The organism is Streptococcus sp. HMSC074F05, from assembly GCF_001808725.1.
In the GTDB taxonomy this organism is placed as follows: Bacteria; Bacillota; Bacilli; order Lactobacillales; family Streptococcaceae; genus Streptococcus; species Streptococcus parasanguinis_I.
This window is the reverse complement of the sequence record NZ_KV794411.1, coordinates 520,430-541,057: the sequence shown is the minus strand read 5'-3', so window position 1 is coordinate 541,057 and position 20,628 is coordinate 520,430. Positions and strand designations below refer to the sequence as shown.

At 31.5% G+C, this 20,628-nt stretch carries 17 protein-coding genes; 16 read left to right on the top strand and 1 reads right to left on the bottom strand.

Annotated elements, in window-relative coordinates; all coding sequences use genetic code 11:
- Nucleotide 1: 1 nt before the first annotated feature.
- The 6 genes from HMPREF2685_RS06415 (at nt 2) to HMPREF2685_RS06390 (ending at nt 7,438) form a co-directional block, all read left to right on the top strand.
- Nucleotides 2-667, top strand: a complete 666-nt coding sequence (locus tag HMPREF2685_RS06415; protein ID WP_070465960.1) for a hypothetical protein — start codon at nt 2-4, stop codon at nt 665-667.
- A 14-nt stretch (nt 668-681) separates the two neighbouring features.
- Nucleotides 682-1,431, top strand: a complete 750-nt coding sequence (locus tag HMPREF2685_RS06410) for a hypothetical protein (RefSeq protein WP_070465959.1) — start codon at nt 682-684, stop codon at nt 1,429-1,431.
- 219 nt (nt 1,432-1,650) lie between these two features.
- Entirely contained in the window at nt 1,651-4,437 is a 2,787-nt protein-coding gene (locus HMPREF2685_RS06405) for a DNA methyltransferase (RefSeq protein WP_070465957.1), read from the top strand.
- A 77-nt stretch (nt 4,438-4,514) separates the two neighbouring features.
- Nucleotides 4,515-5,126, top strand: a complete 612-nt coding sequence (locus tag HMPREF2685_RS06400; protein WP_070465955.1) for a hypothetical protein — start codon at nt 4,515-4,517, stop codon at nt 5,124-5,126.
- 33 nt (nt 5,127-5,159) lie between these two features.
- Nucleotides 5,160-6,068 (top strand): hypothetical protein, encoded by a 909-nt coding sequence (locus HMPREF2685_RS06395; RefSeq protein WP_070465953.1) that lies wholly within the window; start codon nt 5,160-5,162, stop codon nt 6,066-6,068.
- Between the two features lie 173 nt (nt 6,069-6,241).
- Entirely contained in the window at nt 6,242-7,438 is a 1,197-nt protein-coding gene (locus HMPREF2685_RS06390) for a protein kinase family protein (RefSeq protein ID WP_070465951.1), read from the top strand.
- A 342-nt stretch (nt 7,439-7,780) separates the two neighbouring features.
- Here the strand turns inward: HMPREF2685_RS06390 and HMPREF2685_RS06385 are convergent, their stop codons facing one another.
- Nucleotides 7,781-8,752 (bottom strand): response regulator transcription factor, encoded by a 972-nt coding sequence (locus HMPREF2685_RS06385; protein ID WP_070465949.1) that lies wholly within the window; start codon nt 8,750-8,752, stop codon nt 7,781-7,783.
- A gap of 223 nt (nt 8,753-8,975) precedes the next feature.
- Here HMPREF2685_RS06385 and ptcA point away from each other — a divergent pair, with 223 nt between their 5' ends.
- The 10 genes from ptcA (at nt 8,976) to HMPREF2685_RS06335 (ending at nt 20,400) form a co-directional block, all read left to right on the top strand.
- Complete coding sequence (gene ptcA / locus HMPREF2685_RS06380) at nt 8,976-9,989, top strand: putrescine carbamoyltransferase (RefSeq protein ID WP_070465947.1); 1,014 nt, start codon at nt 8,976-8,978, stop codon at nt 9,987-9,989.
- A gap of 63 nt (nt 9,990-10,052) precedes the next feature.
- A complete protein-coding gene (locus HMPREF2685_RS06375) occupies nt 10,053-11,411 on the top strand; it encodes an APC family permease (protein WP_003011838.1) in 1,359 nt (452 codons plus the stop codon).
- A 39-nt stretch (nt 11,412-11,450) separates the two neighbouring features.
- The gene (gene aguA, locus HMPREF2685_RS06370) at nt 11,451-12,563 is read left to right on the top strand and encodes an agmatine deiminase (protein WP_070465945.1); all 1,113 of its coding nucleotides are present in this window, start codon (nt 11,451-11,453) and stop codon (nt 12,561-12,563) included.
- A gap of 102 nt (nt 12,564-12,665) precedes the next feature.
- Nucleotides 12,666-13,469 carry a glycoside hydrolase family 2 protein gene (locus tag HMPREF2685_RS06365; protein WP_070465944.1) on the top strand — a complete coding sequence of 268 codons (804 nt, stop codon included), beginning with the start codon at nt 12,666-12,668 and terminating at the stop codon, nt 13,467-13,469.
- Between the two features lie 614 nt (nt 13,470-14,083).
- Complete coding sequence (locus tag HMPREF2685_RS10865; RefSeq protein WP_261710335.1) at nt 14,084-14,710, top strand: hypothetical protein; 627 nt, start codon at nt 14,084-14,086, stop codon at nt 14,708-14,710.
- 358 nt (nt 14,711-15,068) lie between these two features.
- Nucleotides 15,069-15,992 (top strand): hypothetical protein, encoded by a 924-nt coding sequence (locus HMPREF2685_RS06355; protein WP_070465943.1) that lies wholly within the window; start codon nt 15,069-15,071, stop codon nt 15,990-15,992.
- Nucleotides 15,993-16,261: 269 nt separating this feature from the next.
- Entirely contained in the window at nt 16,262-18,193 is a 1,932-nt protein-coding gene (locus tag HMPREF2685_RS06350) for a DnaB-like helicase C-terminal domain-containing protein (protein ID WP_070465942.1), read from the top strand.
- A 93-nt stretch (nt 18,194-18,286) separates the two neighbouring features.
- Nucleotides 18,287-18,538: a DUF3173 family protein gene (locus HMPREF2685_RS06345; protein ID WP_070465940.1), complete on the top strand. Its 252-nt coding sequence runs from the start codon at nt 18,287-18,289 to the stop codon at nt 18,536-18,538.
- Entirely contained in the window at nt 18,531-19,742 is a 1,212-nt protein-coding gene (locus HMPREF2685_RS06340; RefSeq protein WP_070465938.1) for a tyrosine-type recombinase/integrase, read from the top strand. The genes HMPREF2685_RS06345 and HMPREF2685_RS06340 overlap by 8 nt, the downstream gene beginning before the upstream one ends.
- 214 nt (nt 19,743-19,956) lie before the next feature.
- On the top strand, nt 19,957-20,400 hold the full coding sequence (locus HMPREF2685_RS06335; protein WP_045759483.1) for a hypothetical protein: 444 nt from the start codon (nt 19,957-19,959) through the stop codon (nt 20,398-20,400).
- Nucleotides 20,401-20,628: the final 228 nt, after the last annotated feature.

Here is a 20,628-nt window from a genome sequence, read left to right as displayed (position 1 = left end):
TATGAATAAAGAAGAATGGCTATCTCAATTTGAAGAAAAATTTAAACGCAAACCAAGTCCAGTGGAATTTTTTACTGCAAAGAAAAATAATGAGTTTGAAGTAGAAAATATAAATGCTGAAACGACTCCTATTTCAGAAGGTGTCGTTAATAGTATCGGAGAACCAGAAGAAAAGATGAATGATGAAGTTGAAGTTGAAGTAAAAAGAGAAACTTCAGAAAATATTATCCCTGATGGAGATTATGTATCACCAAACAATAATCATCACAGTGAAGAATATGTCCCACCATGCAATAGTGAGGTCAGGGAAGAATATAACTTTTGTGCTAAATGTGGTACCAAAAACTTCAAAACAAGTGAATACTGTGTTTCCTGCGGCTCAAAAATTAACAGTAATAATCTTCAAAAATCCCTTTTATCTGATATCTCAGAAAAATTTTTTGAAGTTAGTTCTAAAGCTGGAAAGAAAACAAAGGAATTAACTCAATCAATTCAAACAAATACTCAACTGTATAAAGAGAATAAAAAACGTGAAAAATTAATTTTGACATTAGGGAATGCTTATTATGAAAGTAAAAAAAATACTATAGATGATCCGTTTTCAGAGTTAATTAACGAGATAAAAGAAATCGATATCTTGATTCAAAATATGAAGAATTCGGAATAAATAGGATTAATAATATGAAAAAATTATTGAAGATAGTAATAACGATTTTAGGATTATTTTTTTCATTTCAGATATCTAATGTTTACGCAGAAGAAACAGGACCTCTTGTTGTACAAGGGATTGCCCAAGAGGGTTATAAGTTAGAAGTAGTCGTTCTTGTAGTAAAAGCAGATACCGAAGAGGTTGTTAAAACATTAAAAATTAATCCTGAAAATAATTGGATGCAAGAAACAAGTGTTCCAGAGGGTGAATATAGAATAAGAACATATATTGAAAATTTAAGTCCTAGAGCCACGACAAAACAAAAAGCTACTTATATGGTAAAAAGGGTCACCAAAAATCCCTCAAAGGCAGAAATACCTTGCTTTGTTGTTATGGAGGGGGATGAAAAATTTTTATCTGCATATTATGGATTGGTTGATTTTCAAAGAAAAGACGGTAGTTTCCTTAAAGGGAATTTTAGCGAAGATGAAATGAATCAATACTATCAAGAAGCAATAGGATCTCAGACTGGAATGCTAGGTTCTAGTCAAAGTAGTAAAAATGATATTGATAAAGACATTAAAAAAGATAGTGATAAAAATGATTCAATAAAACCAAAAAGTAGCAAAGAAAGTGTAAATAAAGCAGGTGGAAAAGAATCTATTAATAACATAAAAACGAATAGAAATAAAATAGAATTTCCTCTCTTCATTATTGTGATGTTTTCTATTGTTTTCATTTTCCTATTGATAATTATTAAAAGAAGTAATATTAAACGTTAGTCTATATTTCTTATGGATCTTTGTGATTTTATTTATTATATAAAGTTGAAACTTCGTAAAAAAAGAAGCCCTGCAAGAAACTTCATAATAGAAGCTTTCTTGTGAGGCTTTATTTTTATATTTACAGAAAGAACAGAAGATTTAATTAATATTTGGTAGCATTAAGTAATAACTAAATATGGTATAATAACGTTATAAATTAAGGAAGTATTTTTTGATATGAATATAACTGAACAAAAGAAAAAAGCGAAGGAATTTATTAAACGATGGGAGAATCGCGGAAATGAACGCCAGGACAGTCAATCATTTTGGCTTGATTTGCTTCAATCTGTGTATGGTGTAGAAAACCCTACAGAATACATTACATTTGAAGACAAGGTTAAGATGGACCACACAAGTTTTATCGACGGGTTTATTGATACTACTAAGGTGTTAATTGAGCAGAAGGGGGCAGATAAGGACTTAAACCAGGCAATTAGACAATCAGATAACACCTTATTAACACCTTTTCAACAAGCTAAACGATATTCAGCCAATCTTCCATACTCTAAACGTCCTCGTTGGATTGTAACTTGTAATTTCAAAGAGTTTTATGTCTATGACATGGAGCAACCAAATGGTGAACCAAAGGTCATTAAACTTGTTGATTTAGATAAGGAAGCCTATCGCTTAGAATTTTTGATTGATAAAACAAATGAACATCTAGAACGTGAGATGAAGGTTTCTATTGAAGCTGGAGCGATCGTGGGAGAGATTTACGAGGCCCTTCTTAAGCAGTATATTAATCCAGAGAGTCCAGATAGTCTTCATGCCATCAACCAACTTGTTGTTCGTTTGGTGTTTTGTCTTTACGCTGAAGATGCGGGTATTTTCGGTCATCACATGATGTTCCATGATTACCTTGCTCGTTTCAGTAGTCGTGATTTCCGTAGAGGGCTTATAGATCTTTTCTCAATCTTGGATACGCCGATTGAGGAACGTGACCCATACTTAGATGATGAACTACTGGCTTTCCCTTACGTTAATGGGGGGATGTTTGCTGAGAATAAGTTGGAAATCCCAAACTTTACGGAGGAGCTTCGTGAGCTAATTCTAGAGCATGCATCATCTAGCTTTGACTGGTCAGAAATCAGTCCAACCATCTTTGGAGCGGTATTTGAATCAACCCTTAACCCAGAAACACGTCGAAGTGGTGGAATGCACTATACTTCGATTGAAAACATCCATAAAGTTATTGATCCTTTATTCTTAAATGAGCTAAAAGAAGAGTTAAATGAAATTCGTCAATTTAAACAGCCTAAGACGGTTGAACAAAAAGCAAAACAGTTCCAATCCAAACTAGCGAGTCTTCTTTTCTTCGACCCAGCTTGTGGTTCAGGAAACTTCCTGACAGAAACTTATATATCTCTCAGACGTTTAGAAAATGAAGCTATTAAGCTTTATATGGGGGATGCAGTAGCATTAGACTTAGGGCAAGACCTTGTTAAAGTCAAACTAAACCAATTTTATGGTATTGAGATTAATGATTTTGCAGTTTCTGTTGCTAAAACAGCCCTTTGGATTGCAGAAAATCAAATGCTAGAAGAGACTAAAGATATTGTGTTTGCGAATATTGATTTCTTGCCACTTAAATCTTATACCAATATTGTTGAAGGAAATGCTTTAGAAATCGACTGGGAGACAGTTGTACCTAAAGAAAGACTAAGCTATATTATTGGGAATCCCCCATTTTTGGGAGCTAGAAATATGGCAGATACTCAAAAAAAAGCTGTTCAAGCTATTTTTTCAACTCTTAGTAAGAATGATGTACAAATGCTAGATTACGTAACCTGTTGGTTTAAAAAAGCTGCAGAATTTATTGTTGATACTGAAATAAGAGTTGCTTTGGTATCGACAAACTCAATAGTTCAAGGCTCACAAGTTCCTATTCTTTGGAAGCTACTTTTAGAGGAATATAAAATACAGATTAATTTTGCTTATCAGACTTTTAAGTGGACAAGCGATTCGTTGCATCAAGCAGCAGTTCACTGTGTCATTATTGGGTTCTCTCAAGTTAGAACTACCGAAAAAAAATTATTCATAAATTCTAGTTTTATTAAAGTTGATAATATAAGCCCCTATTTAACTGATACAAGTAATATATTGATTGAAAGTAGAAATAAACCAATCAACAATGTCCCTCAAATGAAGTTCGGCAATCAACCACGGGATGGTGGAAATTTTATTTTTTCTGATGATGAATACCAGGAACTTATTAAAAACAACCCACAATTGTCGAAGTGGTTTAGACCGTATATTGGAGCCAATGAATTTATCAATAATATAAAACGTTGGTGTATTTGGTTAAAGCATGCTTCACCAGTAGAAATTCGAAACAATAAATTTATATATGATCGTGTTAATGCTGTAAGGGAGTTTAGAGAATCATCAAATGCCAAAACAACTCAAGGTTATGCTAAAGTACCTCATCTTTTCGCTCAACTAACACAACCTGATGCTTCACCATACATTATCATCCCATCTGTAACATCTGAAAGACGTCGTTATATTCCGATAGGTTTCATGTCTCCAAATGATATCTCAAGTAATGCAGTTCAAATTATTCCTAATGCTTCTCTCTACGATTTTGGTATCCTAACTTCAAACGTACATATGGCCTGGATGCGTACGGTTGCTGGGCGTCTTAAATCTGATTATCGTTATTCCGCTAAGATAGTTTATAACAACTTTCCTTGGCCGGATATAACTGAATCTCAAAAAGAAAAGATTTCTAAAACAGCTCAAGCTATTCTTGATGCACGTGCACTGTATCCGGATAGCTCGTTAGCTGATCTTTATGATGAATTAACTATGCCTGTTGAGTTAAGAAAAGCTCACCAAAAAAATGACAGAGCTGTTATGGAAGTCTATGGTATGACAAAAATAGTCGATGGAAAGAAGACTTGGTTAACTGAAAGTGAAACAGTTGCAAGATTGTTTGAGATGTATGAAGAGAAAGTGAACTAAAAAAATAATTTTAGTTTAAACAATGTGAATCTAGTTAATGTTTACTAGAAATTTCAAATTTAGTAAGGTTGAAAATTATGAAAACTCCCAAATTGTATTCTGATTTGTTGAAAAAGAAGCAACTAACTACTGAAATGATTGCTGAATGTATTTATTCCGTTAATAAACGAGCAAAAAATTATCGTGATAAAGTTAGAGAATATAGAAAATCACCGTATCATTCGCATATACAAGATAACATTGACAATGCAATGGCAAAGAAGGTTGAATACTACGGGATGAAAGAGGAATTATTAAAGTCGTTTACTCCAACGGTTATCCATAAACAATTTGTGAAAAATACGAAACGTGTTTACAGTTATGAAGAAGATTATCAAAAACTCTTAGTCGAAAAAGAAGGTGATATTATTTGGAAAGGTAATTACTTTGACCACGAGCAAAATACAAAAATTCACTTTTTTGATTACCATACTGAAAATAATCTTTATTTCTTTTATTATGAGATCGGTGGATTTAGCTTCCATAAACCAATTAATGAAGTAGAAGCAATCAAGTCAGGCCTTAATATAGTTGAAATTGATGAAAATTTTAAAACCTATGGAAGAAATATTGAAGACTTACTTTCAGTTCCATTTGTTAGAAAGGTTTTAAACTTGTTAAACAGTGGTGATTATACTATTGTTGAGTAGTGAAGAGTATTATTTACAATGAGGTAGTAGATTATGATTGAAATCACATATATTTATAAGGACCATAAAGGGAAGATAAATAACGGAACTTTTAATATTGGTATTTTAGAATTTGCTAAGCATATTATTTTAGCTGGTTGTGGGCACATGGTTGATAAGAATAGTTGTCGAAAAGCTGTAGGTGCATTAATTTTTTTTGAAGACTATTTTCCAAATATTAGTAATACACCGTGTAATTGTTTTCTTGAACCTACTGATACGTGGGCTTATGATCCAACAGCGAAAGCACATTTTTCTAATTTAGTAGGAAAAGCCATGGCAGATATTTGTTTCAAACATATATCTGGCGGGAAAATTACTTTTAATTATGAAGCTGTTATGAAACAGAAAGGTTTACCCATTAAAGGATCTAGGCCAGATCTTTATGGTATCACTAATAATGATAAATACTTTGCCATTGAAGCAAAAGGATATACGAGTCAAACAGGTAAAAAAAGCGATCATAAGCGCCAGGCTAATTCAGGTCCGTTGTATAAAGATTATTCAATAGCATCTGTTACTGAAAAGATATATAAAAAAATATGTGTAGACTATATTGATCCCATATCTAATGGAGAAAATAACATTGATAAAGAAGGGCTTATTAATTTTTATTATGATAAAATTTCCGGAGAGTTCTCATTATTTGACGAAAATATACAAGAATTTGAGATTAATGGTAGTGAGTATATTGTTATTATTGAGTTTGAATTTAAAAGTCAAATGATGTGTCTTGCGATTAGCAAAGACATCGTTTACTCAAATGAAAGAAAAGTGATTCTTTCAAGATTCGAAAGAATAGTTGAGAATGATTTTTATATTGACGGAGATGGAATAGGTATCTTTAAATTACAGAGTATAAATGATGACTTAAAACTACTAAATAGAAATCTATTAAATTAATGTTTTAACAAATAAATATCATACATTTTAATTTCTCAAATTAAATAAATGTGGTAGCTAACATCTCTGTAGTTTATTTCTATGTTATTTATTATCAGCATATAAACACTTAATTATTATAGGAGAAGTATATTTTATATTGTAAGACTACTTTATAGGGAGAGAAGAGAAAAATGATTTCTGTAAATGATAATGCAAAACTATTAAATAGTATAGTAGGTATTGAAAGGGATTATTTGAATTACTTTGGTAAAGAGTTTGCTATTGATTATGAACATCTTTACAATAATATTTTTGATGATAGACTGAGTCAGTTATGTTCTAGTATACACTATCAGTTAGTGAAGGGATTAAGAATATTAAATGATAGTATAAATGGTGAGAGACATTTCTGGGCTGGACCAAGTAGAGATTTGATAAAATCAATTTCATTATCAAACAGATTTGTTAACAACCTTAAGAATTCTGGTGAGAAAGTTAAAATTGTTGAATACTATGATAAAGTATTAAAAAAATGTAATAGTTTTCTATCGTCATCTGGTGGAAGCTCAGTACCAGATGATATGTCGGAAGTTGAATTATACTATGAGTTACCAATTTTTGAAATATCTGATATTGTCGAGATCCCGAATAAAACTATACAACGGTTCCAATTGAAAACAGTTGGTGATGGTTCTTATGCTACTGTCTTTAGTTTCTATGATGAAAATTACAACAAAACTTTTGCATTAAAGCGTGCCAAAAAAAATATTTTATTAAAGGATTTAGAGCGATTTTATTTAGAATTTGATACAATGAAGCAGTTACATTCTCCGTATGTACTCGAAGTTTACTCTATTGATAAAACTAAAAATGAGTATGTTATGGAGTATGCTGACACTTCACTTTTTAAATATATAAAGACTCATAATCAGAAATTGACTTTTACCGAGAGAATGAACCTAGGTTATCAAATAATAAAAGGATTTGAGTATCTAGCTAAAAAAGAGATACTTCATAGAGATATATCACCTAATAATATTTTGATTAAAGAGTATGATGATGTAAAAATTATTAAAATTGCTGATTTGGGGAATGTAAAGTTAAGTAATAGCATGTTAACATCTCTAGATACAGAAATAAGAGGTGCATTTAATGATTATTCAGGCCTCCAACGAGTTGGGTTTAGTAATTATAATTTTCATTTTGAAGGTTTTGCTTTGTCAAAATTATTATACTTTGTCTTAACTGGAAGATATAAAGACTTTACAAAATTTGAATATAGTAATTTAGAGGAATTTATTAATAAGGGAACAAATCCAATTTTGAATCAAAGATTTAGCGATATAAATGAATTAAAGAAGTCGTTTTTAAAAATTAAACCAAAATAAAACCGATCTATTAAATAGGATGGTTGACTACTCTATTTTATGGTATTAATTGATGTCAATTTTATCCAAATCAGTGGATTTCGTTCCGTTTTTATGGAACTTTCAAAGATAAAATTGTTGATATAAAGAGATTTGTGAGGATTGAGATACCTTGCGTTCGATGTTAATAATCTCTAAACTTTAATATTCGATTATGTGTATTTGAAGCATTTCGTTATATACGAGATGCTTTTTTATATTATCGAATATATAATTGATAATTAGAACAACTAAATAGACATCTGAAAGAAATTAAATCAGATGTCTTCTATTCTGTCTTTGGAAGTAGGGGCTATGACACAATTATTGCTCAGGATGTTCGTTTTCAAAGGAATTATATACTTCGAAAAGTTGATTTCGTTTAGTGATCTCAAGTTTTATAAAAATATTGTGTACATGTGTCTTCACAGTTCCAACTGAAAGAAACAATTGATCCGCAATTTCCTGATTGTTTTTGTGTTCAAGAAGTAGAGGAAGAATTTCTTTTTCACGTTCAGTTAAATGAAGTTTTTCAGAGAATAGATCTAGTGTACTGGGGTTGTCATTTTTTTGTGATTTATCAAATGAACTTAATTGTTCTTCTACATTCGAAATAGCTTTCCAATCAGAAAGAATATATTTGATTATTAAATAACAAACAGCAATAGTAAACATGTCTTCACACATATTTCTATTTTGAATTCGCAGATTCAACAAGTCATACGAATCTATATTAAAAATTACAAATAAATCTTCTAAGATAATTAGAATGCCAAATAGTACTCCGATATTTGAAATAGTTTTTAAGTAATTTTTATTTCGACTACTAATATTCAAAGATTTTAGATTTCGTCTCGCATATATACCAGTATAAATCAAAAGAAGCTGATTGGGTAAATAGTACATAAAAACTCTTAATGGAGAATTGTTTAGAATTGGGAAAGCCATCCATATGAAAGTAATAGAAATAAAGCAATAGTGCGTTAATAAAGGTGTTTCTTTCCTCAGTCTAGCAACTATCCAAAACTGACAAATATTATTAACAAGATATATGACAGTTTTAACAAATGGAACTCCCAGAAAGTGTTGGTTATATGTGTTTCCGAAATCTTTAATTATTTCTGTCATTGATAGGATCAGATTGTCAAAAATAAAAAAAACAAGATATAAACCGACTACAAAAAATAAGTATTTTTTATCCTTTTCAGAGTTTAAAGAATAGGTCAATACAATACCAAGGGTCAAAGTATACAGTATAATTAAAAATACATTGTATATATAAACTATTTCAATCATATTTAGCCTCCATTTATTCTGTGAAACTAATTAAAACTCTAAACTTTATTTAAAAGCAATAAAATAGGGAGTTTATATTTAAAATAGCATTACATTTTTAAAAGCATAAATACTGGGTTTAGTACTTAAACTTTTAAAAAAGAGGGTTTACACCTTTAAGTTTATCGCAAACTAGAAAATTTTGCAATATCATTAGAGCATAACAACACAGGAGGTCTCAATTATGAGCAATAAAATTGATTATATTACAACAGAAGAGTTCTCTAAAGAGCAACTTTTAGAAATGGCTGAGCTATCTCTTAAGATTAAAGCTTGTATTAAAAATGGGTATTACCCACCTTTGTTGAAAAATAAAACTCTAGGTATGATTTTTCAACAATCATCTACAAGAACACGGATTTCTTTTGAAACCGCTATGACTCAACTTGGAGGGCACGCACAATATTTGGCACCTGGTCAAATTCAACTAGGAGGACACGAAACACTAGAAGATACAGCAACCGTGATTTCTCGCTTAACAGATATTATAATGGCACGTGTTGAGCGTCATAAGAGTGTAGTTGATTTAGCAAAATTTTCTCAAGTACCAGTAATTAATGGTATGAGTGATTATAATCATCCTACACAAGAATTGGGAGATCTGATTACGATTATTGAAAACTTGCCGAAAGGAAAAAAATTAGAAGATTGTAAAGTAGTATTTGTAGGGGATGCAACTCAAGTATGCTTTTCTTTAGGATTAATAACATTGAAAATGGGTATGGAATTTGTTCACTTCGGTCCGAAGGGATTCCAATTAAATGATATGCATAAGTCAAAATATGATGAAATTTGTAAACTATCAGGTGGTAAATATTTGGTAACTGATGATATAGATTCAATTACTGGTGCAGATTTCTTATACACTGATGTATGGTATGGCCTATATGAAGCGGAATTATCAGAAGAAGAACGTATGAAGATTTTCTATCCTAAATATCATGTTGATTCAGAGATGATGGCAAAAGCAGGAGAAAATTGTAAGTTCATGCACTGTTTACCTGCTACACGTGGCGAAGAAGTGTCTGATGAAGTGATGGATGGCCCAAATTCAGTTTGTTTTGATGAGGCGGAAAATCGTTTAACTTCAATGCGAGGTATCTTAGTTTATCTACTTCGTGATTTTGAAAAACGACATCCATATGACCTTGAAAAACAATCTATAGCTAAAGCAGAACTGGAATCATTTTTAAAATAAAAAGGTTCAATTTACTTTAAATTGACGATGTTATAACTCTCCTCTTAAAGGAAGGAGAAAAAAATGGAAGAAAAGAAAAAATTTAGTTTGTTTACTACAGTATTAACTGTAATATGTGTAGTATTTGTTGCAGAAGCTGCAGCTCCAGTTGCAGCGATTGGGAATTCTCAATTCTTTTGGTGGTTATTTTTATTAATTGCCTTTTTGTTACCATACGGATTGATTTCAGCTGAATTAGGTACTACTTATATAGGTGATGGTGGAATCTATGATTGGGTGACGAAGGCGTTTGGACACCGATGGGGCTCAAGGACCTCCTGGTATTATTGGATTAATTTTCCATTGTGGTTAGCATCACTAGCTGTTATGACACCTGGCTTGTTGACAACGATTACAGGAGTTGAGTTTTCGACGTTCTGGACATTATTAATTGAACTTGTATTTATTTGGTTAATTATATGGATAAGCTTTTATCCTGCAAGTGATAGCGTATGGATTCTCAATGGTGCGGCAATTATAAAAATGATATTAGCTCTATTAGTAGGAGTCTTGGGATTATATATTGCCTTTACAAAAGGAATGGCTAATAAAATTACGTTGGATTCACTTTTACCATCATTTGATTTAAACAGTCTATCATTTATTTCTGTTATTATTTTTAATCTACTTGGCTTTGAGGTTATTTGTACGTGTGCGGATGATATGGAGAATCCCAAAAAACAAATACCACAATCTATAATTGTTGCAGGTTTAGTTATAGCTGCTATTTATATATTTTCTGCATTTGGTATTGGTGTAGCGATTCCTGTTGATAAAATTTCTACTAGTAGTGGTATGATGGATAGCTTTAAACTTTTGACCGGATCAGAAAATGGATGGTTTATAATTTTAATGGCATTTCTATTCTTACTAACTCTTTTTGGAAATATGATTTCATGGTCATTAGGAGTAAATAACACGGCATGTTATGCTGCTGAAAATGGAGATATGCCAAAGTTTTTTGCAAAACGTAGTAAAAAGAATAACATGCCAATTGGATCGGCTTTAGCAAATGGTTTTGTTGCAACATTTGTAGTAGTAATTGCACCAATATTGCCAAATCAGGATCTGTTTTGGGCGTTCTTCTCATTGAACCTTGTTATGTTTTTACTTTCTTATATACCAGTTTTTCCAGCATTTTATAAGTTAAGAAAAATAGATCCAGAAACTCCTCGACCTTTTAAAGTAGGAGGAAGTGATTTTATTTTAAAAATTATGGTTGTAATTCCAATTGTTATGATTTTGATTTCGCTTTTATTTACAGCGTTCCCATTATCTTTTGATGAAGTAACATTGGCTGATAAATTACCTGTAACTATCGGTTCATTAGTTTGTCTTATCTTAGGTGAAGTTATTATTCGTGTGAAAAAAATCAAAAAATGATAGTAACTAAATACCAATACAATAAAAGGAGGACTTGAGATGTCTAAACGTATTGTGGGGACAACCCCTAAAGTAGATGGATTTCGAATGCCAGGAGAATTCGAAGAACAAGAACAAATTTGGATGTTATGGCCATGGCGAAATGATAATTGGCGTTTAGGAGCCAAACCTGCTCAAAAAGCATTTTTAGATGTTGCCAAAGCCATTAGTGAATTTGAACCAGTTTCACTTTGTGTACCACCTCTTCAATTTGAAAATGCTATCGCTCGTGTATCTGCTCTTAATTGCGAAAATATCAGAGTAATTGAGATGACAAATGATGATTCGTGGATTCGCGACTGTGGTCCTACATTTCTTATAAATGATAAAGGTGAACGTCGTGCAGTAGATTGGGAATTTAATGCTTGGGGAGGTCTAGTCGATGGACTCTATTTCCCTTGGGATCAAGATGCGCTTGTTGCAAGAAAAGTTTGTGAATTAACAAATACTGATTCTTATAAAACAGAGGATTTCGTTTTAGAAGGTGGATCAATTCACGTTGATGGTGAAGGTACAGTGATGGTTACTGAAATGTGTCTTCTTCATCCAAGTCGAAACCCACATTTGTCAAAAGAAGAAATTGAACAAAAATTAAAAGATTATTTGAATTGTGAAAAAGTAATTTGGGTGAAAGATGGTATTGACCCATATGAAACGAATGGTCATATTGATGATGTAGCATGTTTTGTAAAACCTGGAGAAGTTGCATGTATTTACACTGAAGATGAAAGCCATCCTTTCTACAAGGAAGCAAAAGCTGCGTTTGAATTCCTAAGTGAACAAACAGATGCAAAAGGCAGAAAATTAAAAGTACATAAAATGTGCGTTACTAAGAAGCCGTGCTATCTAAAAGATGCAGATTCGATTGATTTTTCAGAAGGGGCTATTCCAAGAGAGGAAGGAGAAGTTGCAATTGCATCATATTTGAATTTCTTAATAGTGAATGGGGGAATTATTCTCCCTCAATATGGTGATGAGAATGATGCATTAGCGGTTAAACAAGTGCAAGCAATGTTCCCTGATCGTAAAGTTGTTGGAGTTGAAACTACAGAGATTGCATATGGTGGTGGTAATATTCACTGTATTACACAGCAACAACCAGCAACTAAATAACATATGCAGAGTCTGGTAAAGCAGACTCTGTTTTTTCTAATATATCGCATTAAGTAGACGGAGGAATGTGAAAATAAATTGCTTTACAAAGAGGTATTAGAGATGAAAAATATTAAAGTGGAATATAGCTGGTTGAAAAATTCTGCTATAACAGGAGTCAATCAATTACCTGAACATTCTGAGCATTATTATTTTGATAAATATGTAGGTATAAATCAACTAGACTATTTTCAAATAGATAAGATACACTTAAACAATAATTGGACTTACATGAAATCAGATTTCAATGAAAAAAATGGTGATGACGAATCTACATTGGTAACTTTGTTTAATCATTTTAAAGGTGAAGATAAATTAATTACTAAAAATATTATCTTGAAAATGCAAAGCTTAAATCTGCCCGTGTATATTTGGATGAATGGGTGCTTTGTTGGATTTTCAAAGGGACTTGAACAGACTATAGAGTTTGAAATTACAAATCTACTACGTTTGGAGGAAAATGAACTTATAATTAAGGTATGCTCTATTGAAGAAGAAAAACAAAACAATAATGTGATGCTAGATTCAACGTTAGATTCAATCTTAGACAAAATTTCGGAGAGTATTATTTATAGTACTCCTAAACTACATGTATATGATTTTAATGCTGTATTAGGAAATAGTCAAAATTTAAATAAATCGACATTAACCATTAATTGCTTATTAAATGGATATTCTAATAGCGCTATAATTAGCGTTTATATATATGATAAAGAAAAAAATATTGTTTTTAAGGAGAATATAGATTATACTAATAAACTTGAAAAAAAATATGATTTAGATATAAATTATTTAGAGATTTCTTTTGTAGAGTTGTTGATAGTTGATGATGGAACAATAGTAGAAACAGCTATAACAAAAGTTTAATAATTTATTTTGTGTTTATATAAACAAGGGGTTAGACTTTAGTAATAGTTAAATAATCCAAAAATTATAGTAGTATTAAGTTTCTTGATAGTGTTAGAAACAAAATGAAAACTCTCTATCTTAATTAAATTCATAAAATTACTTTGAAGTCAAAAAAGAAAAATCTGTGTGATGTTGGAAGCAAGTGATCTCGAAACAACCTAAAATAAAACTTTGACAAAATAAGCCTTAAGGAAGTTTGTAAAGAATCAGATTTCTTAAAACGTTAATAAATAAGCTAATACTAACTTATATAGACATTCAAGATGACTTTCTTGAATGTCATTTTTATTTTAATATACTTTAGTTAAATCTAAAATTGTGTTATTTTATATTTGATGTAGATTAGTTATTATATGTCAGTTCTATTTTCGGGACCTAAATATCTCAAAAGTGATTACTTAATATGTAAAAGTGAGTTATAATTTATATATCGAACTGAAAGGGAATTGCGATGTGGAAAAAGCAAATTGAAAATCCAATAATTATTAAGAGACAAAAGCATGATAAAATGAAAAGTCTTAAGGAATATACTATTTCGTTAAAATTTTATATTTAGAAGGGTTTGGAGAAAGATGAAATTTATAAATGGGATGAAGGATTTGTCACAAGCGATAGTAGACAAAACGGTTGATGTGAGTCAAAAAAGTTTTAAGTGGGTTAAAGATAATCGTGTAGAAATTATAGAATATGCAGCTATTACTATCTTAAAAAGTGTTGTTGAAGTTTTAAATGAAGATAGGAATAGGAAAGAAATATATGAGAATGAGTATGATTATAATGAAAGTTTTGAATCTAATATAAATGAGTCAAGCTATATAAGTACTATAAATGATGAGCAGGTTGTGTTGAAGGAACCACAAATTAAAAATAATAAAAATTATCCTCAAAACAGAAAATCTCCAGACTGTCATTTTTGCCATAGTAAAAATGGTAAAATCTTCGTTCGAGGAGGAACGGATGAACAAAAGCAGCAATTTAGAGAGATGCATCGATTTGTAGGACAATATGTTTGTACTGAATGTGGAAACGACTTTGATGAAGATGATATTGATTGGGAATTTAGCGATCCAGAAACTGGTTTCTATTATTGTAATTTCTGCAGTAATTCACTTGAGCAGGCTGGAATTGATGCAATGGATCCCGATGGTTTTGGATACGATGATTATGGAAATTGGGATTCTGACCGTTTAGGGTTATAACCTGTCTAAGGTTATTAGAAAAAATTAATAAAAATTTTTTTAATTTGGTCAAAAAAATTTTTTATCCTATATGGAAGATCTTATAATGTGTATTAAAATCCTTTAAATATCACTGTTTCCGCTATTTTAAAGGGCAATTTGTAAAGTGTCCTTTTTAAATTTTAGTAGAAAATTGAGCAATTTTTGGTAAAAAAAGCGACTTTTTTTGATTTTTCTTTTTTTTACTTTCATCAAAAAATGGCAGACTATAAGTATGAAAAGAAAATTTATTGAGTGCAAGAGAGTTGTAGCTATCAAGCTACAACTCTTTTTTTTGCTCTCAAAAGTCTTTTCAAATAAATAAAAAAGAGGTTATATAATGCCTGTAGATAAAAATGAGAAAATCGAGAAGATTTTAAATGCACCAACTTTGAATTTGCTAACTTCTGTTAATTCGAAAACAGTTGACAAAGTAAGGGATCCGATCACTAATCAAACTTCGATTCATTTAGAGACTGGTACGATTCATATTGAAAACTTTGACGCTAACAAAGATTATTTCAAGCTCCGAGTATTGAAGATGTTGGATTTATTGATTCTTCTTGTTGGGAAGAAGAACCAATATAGACTAAGTGAAGAAGAGGCTGTTAATTGCTTGGTTGAATTTTCAATTGAACAGTATGCAGAACTTATGGGGAAATCTAAACCAGCAAGTATCTCAACGAAAAAGAATGTACGTCGTATCATTGAAGAGGCATTAAGCTTGCTAAACGATCTTTCTATTAGTACTGCAGAAAAGAGAAAATCGGAAATCAAAGAATTCAAAGATATGAAACTGATTGAGGAATTCAAATGCAAAAAAGGAGTTTATACAGTTCAATTGACTGAAAAATTCGTTAGATATTTAATTACTTCTTATGTGACAAATTTCCCTCTCAGACTTTTTAAAATTGATGAACGTAGTAAAAATGTTTATTCTTTAGCAAAGAAACTAGTCTATCATCAAAGTATCAATAATAATAGAAAGAAAAAAATTCATGAAGTCATATCAGTTGAATCTCTATTGAATGTATGTCCTAAAATTCCAGCAATAGAAGAAGTTAGATTGAAAAAAGGTGGATGGCGTTCAAGAATTGAGGATAGCTTAACTAATTCACTTGATAAACTAGCCGATGATAAAATCCTAGTTAGTTGGGAATACTGTAATCCAAATTGTGAACGTTTATCAGATAAACAGATAAAGATGGATTCTTTTTTTGAATTTAAAAAATATAGGGTTCATTTTAAGGTTTCAGGGATTTAAATTCACTGATTTATCGATTTGCTACGTTTAAATCAGGATTTATGTATGGGGTATGTTGAATTAAAAGATGGGGTATGTTGAATTTGCTAAAAAAATTTTGATCCTTGGTATCACTGATATTATTAGTATTTCTGATTTTCAATACTAATAATATTAATAAGCAGCATATGCCTTCAATTTTCGTATTGAAGGCAATGCTATAATTTTTCCTGTAAAGAAAAAAATCCGGATTTAATTTTTTTACAGGAAATGAAAAAAGGAGTACAAATATGTTTGAAGAAGAAAAATCTTATTTGAAAGCATACATTGAACAAATCTCTGAACAAAGTCGTAAAGGTGGTAAGGGAGCATATATTTGCCCCGTCTGCCACAGTGGTGAAGGTCGAAATAGAACTGGAGCTTTTCATATTTACGCTGAAACTCAGTGGAAATGTTTCTCTTGTGATAGAGGTGGAGATATCTTTGATCTTATCGGCTATGTAGATGGAATTGATAAATTTAAGGATCAATTGAAGTGTGTCAGAGAGTTGTTTAATCTATCAACTGAATGTGATGAATTCAAGGACCAGAGGACTGAATGTTTGAATTCCAATGTTATCTTTCCTTTAAAGGAAGAAGGGAAAAAAGATAATTTTTTAAGCTTCTATAATGAGGCCACAAAGCATCTTTGTGAAACTGACTATTTTCTTAAACGAGGGTTGAGTTTTTCAACAGTCAAACGGTTTAAAGTTGGTTATGTAAAAAAATGGAAGCATCCCCATGTGACTAATCCTAAAGTTCCTGAAACACCTCGGTTAATTATTCCTTTAAGTGAAAGTTGTTATTTTGCTCGTGATACAAGAGATACTGTACCCGAACCTCAATTGAACTATACTAAACAGAAAGTGGGAGGGAGCGATATTTTTAATAAAAGCGAACTCTTCAAAAAATCTACGGATCCAATTTTTATTGTAGAAGGCGAAATAGATGCCATGAGCATCGTTGAAGTTGGTGGAAAGGCAGTAGGACTCGGGAGCATTGGAAATATAAATAAACTAATTAATCTTGTTTCTGATCTAAAAATTGATCGTACATTCATTCTCTCATTAGATCAAGACGAAAAGGGGAGAGAGGCTGAACTAAAATTAGCAGAGCAATTTAGAAATAAGAAAATTAAATTTATTTCTTTCAAATTAACTATTGATGATGTAAAAGATCCTAACGATATGTTAGTGAAAAATAAAGGAGTATTTAACAAAATGGTAGAAAATGCAATCAATCAAACAAAAAGTGAAAAAGAGCGGTATCTTGAATATTCAACAGCTAATCATCTTTCGAAGTTTTTTAATGGTATTACGAATGGTTCTAATAATACATGTATTAAAACAAATTTTGAAGGTTTAGATGATCTGTTAGAAGGTGGCCTTTACGAAGGATTATATTGTGTTGGTGCAATTTCCTCCCTTGGAAAGACAACATTTGTAACTCAGATTGCTGATCAAATTGCAGCACAGGGAACAGATGTTTTGATTTTTAGTATTGAAATGTCTAGGTGGGAATTAATTAGTAAAAGTATTAGTCGTCACACTGTTATCGAATCAATTACCTCTAATAGTGATATCAGAAATGCAAAAACAGCACGAGGAATTACTGAGGGGAGTAGATATTCAGGTTACAGCACCCCAGAGATTGATTTGATTAAAAAAGCTAGAGAAAATTACTTTCAATACTGCAAAAATATTTACATTGTCGAAGGTACAGGACCTATTGGTGTGGAACTAATTCGGAGAACTGTTAAAGATCATATCAAATATACTGGAAAAGTACCCGTGGTCATTATTGATTACTTACAAATTCTATATCCGGTGGATGTACGATTAACTGAAAAACAAAATACAGATAGATCGGTAATAGAATTGAAAAGGATCAGCCGAGAGTTTAAAACACCAGTTATTGCTATTTCTTCTTTTAATAGGGAAAACTACAAATCTACTGTAAGTATGCAGTCGTTCAAGGAGAGCGGAGCAATCGAGTATTCTAGCGATGTTTTGATTGGACTACAACTTAAGGGGACTGGACCAGCAAATTTTGATGTTAATGAAGCTAAATCGAGAAATCCTAGAGAAATTGAGCTAGTGGTTTTAAAAAATCGTAATGGAAGAACTGGCATTAAGATGGAATTTGACTATTATGCTATGTACAATTATTTTAGAGAAAAGTAGTTTAAGGCTTTTGGTTAATGATCTAATTTGTTGAACTATTCTAAACCTTATCAAATGATGGAAATCTCTGTAATTAAGAATTAGAAGGAATAGATGATGCAAACAATAAATCATACAGAATTAATGAAATTAGGTTTCCCTGAACATACGGCACGGGATATTATAAGGCAAGCAAAGTTAATTGCTGTTCGTCAATTTGAAGAATCTAGAGCTTTATCAAATAATGTGGTAAAATTAAGTAAATCACCTTTTGACAATTCTCGTCTTAATTTAGCTCCTACGTATATTGTAGAAGAATTACTCGGCTTTAAGTTGCTTTCTGAAAGAAAGGAACAAAATGAGTAAAAAATATAAATGCGTAAGTCGAAATAAGAAAGGAAAAATTTATTATGAGGTTGAATTCAGTGTAGATCCATCTACGGGTGACCGAAAGAGGTTTAGGGTTAAATCTTATAAAGATCAATTTGGAATTGATTTTAAAACAGAAAAGCAAGCCTTTGACGAAGTCTGTAGGATAAGAACTGAATACAATGCTAAAATAGCAAGTGCCAATGCAAAAAGACCACAATTAGATATTCCATTTTCAAAATTTATGGAAGATGTTTATTTGCCTTATTATAAGAAAACTGTTCAGTCCGTAACCTATCAAACAGCTTATCCTCAATATAAGACTTTTATTGAAGTTTTTGCTGACAAGAAATTATCTGAAATCAATATTCGGGAATGCGAAGATTTTAGATTATCTTTAATGGAAGACTACTCTCCAAACTACGCAAAAGGACTTTGGTGTAAACTGAAGAAGTGCTTAAATTATGCAGAACGCTTGGAATACATCGAGAATAATCCTTGTCGAAAGTTAGACAATCCTAAAGGAGAAAAACCGAAAACTGAATTTTGGACTGTAGAGGAACTTGATAAGGTATTAAAAACTTTTGATCAGACAGTTTATGAAGAGAGGCAGTTTTATACGGCTATCTGGCTTTATTTTATGACGGGGATGCGAGTCTCTGAGGGTCTTAGTTTAAAGTGGTCAGACATAGATCTTAAAAATAAGGTTATTCATATTCAGTCTACCCTCGAATATCAAGGTAATGGGAAATACGTTCGAAAAGAGCAGACAAAAACTAGGGCAGGAATGCGTTTCTTAGAAATAGATGACGAAACTGTTAAAGTGTTGCAAAATTGGAGAACTGTACAAGTGTATAATAGAGAAGATAATTTCGTATTAGCACGGTTTAACTCTCCAATGAACAAATCTACCTTAAGTCGTATGTTAAAAAGGCATGCACTAGCGGCTAAGGTTCCGGTTATTACTGGGAAAGGTCTACGTCATAGTCATGATTCATTTATGATAAACGTTCTAAAAAAAGATGTTTTGTATGTCTCGGCTCGTTCAGGAAGAACGGACAAAGCTACAACACTAAACACCTATTCTCATTTCTATGATAGACAGATTGTTACTGGCGGTGCTGAAATAACAGAGGTGTTAGGAGAGCTGGGACTAACTGCAAATCCCGCCACAATCCCGCCAAGTAAAGAAACCGAGTGAAAATTAGCTGTATGAGAACAACTAAAGCAACGACGCTTCAGTTACTCTTAAGTAATAGAGTTTCCAATCAAAATGAAAACCGAGGTTTAGGCCTCGGTTTTTTTATGCATTCTTTCTTTTATGATTTTTACAAGCCCTGTATCATCAAATATTTCATTGAGATACAACAAGATTGTTGCTATAATAGGGATATTCTATGAACTAAGGAGAAGGTATGAAAATTTTCAAACAGATTCTTTTGGCTTTAGGTGCTGTTTTTGCAGCAGTCCTCTTGGTAGCCTGTGGTCTAAACAGTGATAATGGGACTTATGTATTCGAACCCTCAACAGAAGAAGTGAGGGAGATGCTACCAAGTCAACTTGCTTATATCATTTCAGATGATTATAAATTTAAGGTTTCGATAATCATTAAGGACAAAACAGGCCTCATAAAGGTTCAGATAAAATCAAATGTTCAAAATACCAATCTACCCTATGATTTTAAGGTTGATCAAAAAACTAAAACAATTATATTGGAAAGTGAATATAGTAAGACTAAAATTACTTATCAAATTTCTGGTGGGGTATTAACAATTAAAGATGTAAGTGATTCTGGCATGAGTAATTCCGACACCTATATAAATTTCATAAAATACGCGAAATTTAAAAAGATCAAATAAAAGAAATGGTAGGTACGGATCCTGCATTTTTAATCGTTTAATATTAGTTGATAAATATATTACAAGAGTATTACATTTGTAATATTTCATTGCCGTGTGTCTGAATTGTTGATATAATAGGGTGAATCTAACTAAAAAGGAGAAGTTATGAAAAACTTTAAACGTATTCTTTTGGCTGTAGTAGCTGTTTTTGCAGCTGTCCTCTTGGTGGCATGTGGTGCCAAAAGT

Excerpts from the sequence above, each read along its gene's own strand:
- HMPREF2685_RS06415 (WP_070465960.1), top strand. The coding sequence starts at position 2 with ATGAATAAAGAAGAATGGCTATCTCAATTTGAAGAAAAATTTAAACGC.
- HMPREF2685_RS06410 (WP_070465959.1), top strand. The coding sequence starts at position 682 with ATGAAAAAATTATTGAAGATAGTAATAACGATTTTAGGATTATTTTTT.
- HMPREF2685_RS06405 (WP_070465957.1), top strand. The coding sequence starts at position 1,651 with ATGAATATAACTGAACAAAAGAAAAAAGCGAAGGAATTTATTAAACGA.
- HMPREF2685_RS06400 (WP_070465955.1), top strand. The coding sequence starts at position 4,515 with ATGAAAACTCCCAAATTGTATTCTGATTTGTTGAAAAAGAAGCAACTA.
- HMPREF2685_RS06395 (WP_070465953.1), top strand. The coding sequence starts at position 5,160 with ATGATTGAAATCACATATATTTATAAGGACCATAAAGGGAAGATAAAT.
- HMPREF2685_RS06390 (WP_070465951.1), top strand. The coding sequence starts at position 6,242 with ATGATTTCTGTAAATGATAATGCAAAACTATTAAATAGTATAGTAGGT.
- HMPREF2685_RS06385 (WP_070465949.1), bottom strand. The coding sequence starts at position 8,752 with ATGATTGAAATAGTTTATATATACAATGTATTTTTAATTATACTGTAT.
- ptcA (WP_070465947.1), top strand. The coding sequence starts at position 8,976 with ATGAGCAATAAAATTGATTATATTACAACAGAAGAGTTCTCTAAAGAG.
- HMPREF2685_RS06375 (WP_003011838.1), top strand. The coding sequence starts at position 10,053 with ATGGAAGAAAAGAAAAAATTTAGTTTGTTTACTACAGTATTAACTGTA.
- aguA (WP_070465945.1), top strand. The coding sequence starts at position 11,451 with ATGTCTAAACGTATTGTGGGGACAACCCCTAAAGTAGATGGATTTCGA.
- HMPREF2685_RS06365 (WP_070465944.1), top strand. The coding sequence starts at position 12,666 with ATGAAAAATATTAAAGTGGAATATAGCTGGTTGAAAAATTCTGCTATA.
- HMPREF2685_RS10865 (WP_261710335.1), top strand. The coding sequence starts at position 14,084 with ATGAAATTTATAAATGGGATGAAGGATTTGTCACAAGCGATAGTAGAC.
- HMPREF2685_RS06355 (WP_070465943.1), top strand. The coding sequence starts at position 15,069 with ATGCCTGTAGATAAAAATGAGAAAATCGAGAAGATTTTAAATGCACCA.
- HMPREF2685_RS06350 (WP_070465942.1), top strand. The coding sequence starts at position 16,262 with ATGTTTGAAGAAGAAAAATCTTATTTGAAAGCATACATTGAACAAATC.
- HMPREF2685_RS06345 (WP_070465940.1), top strand. The coding sequence starts at position 18,287 with ATGATGCAAACAATAAATCATACAGAATTAATGAAATTAGGTTTCCCT.
- HMPREF2685_RS06340 (WP_070465938.1), top strand. The coding sequence starts at position 18,531 with ATGAGTAAAAAATATAAATGCGTAAGTCGAAATAAGAAAGGAAAAATT.
- HMPREF2685_RS06335 (WP_045759483.1), top strand. The coding sequence starts at position 19,957 with ATGAAAATTTTCAAACAGATTCTTTTGGCTTTAGGTGCTGTTTTTGCA.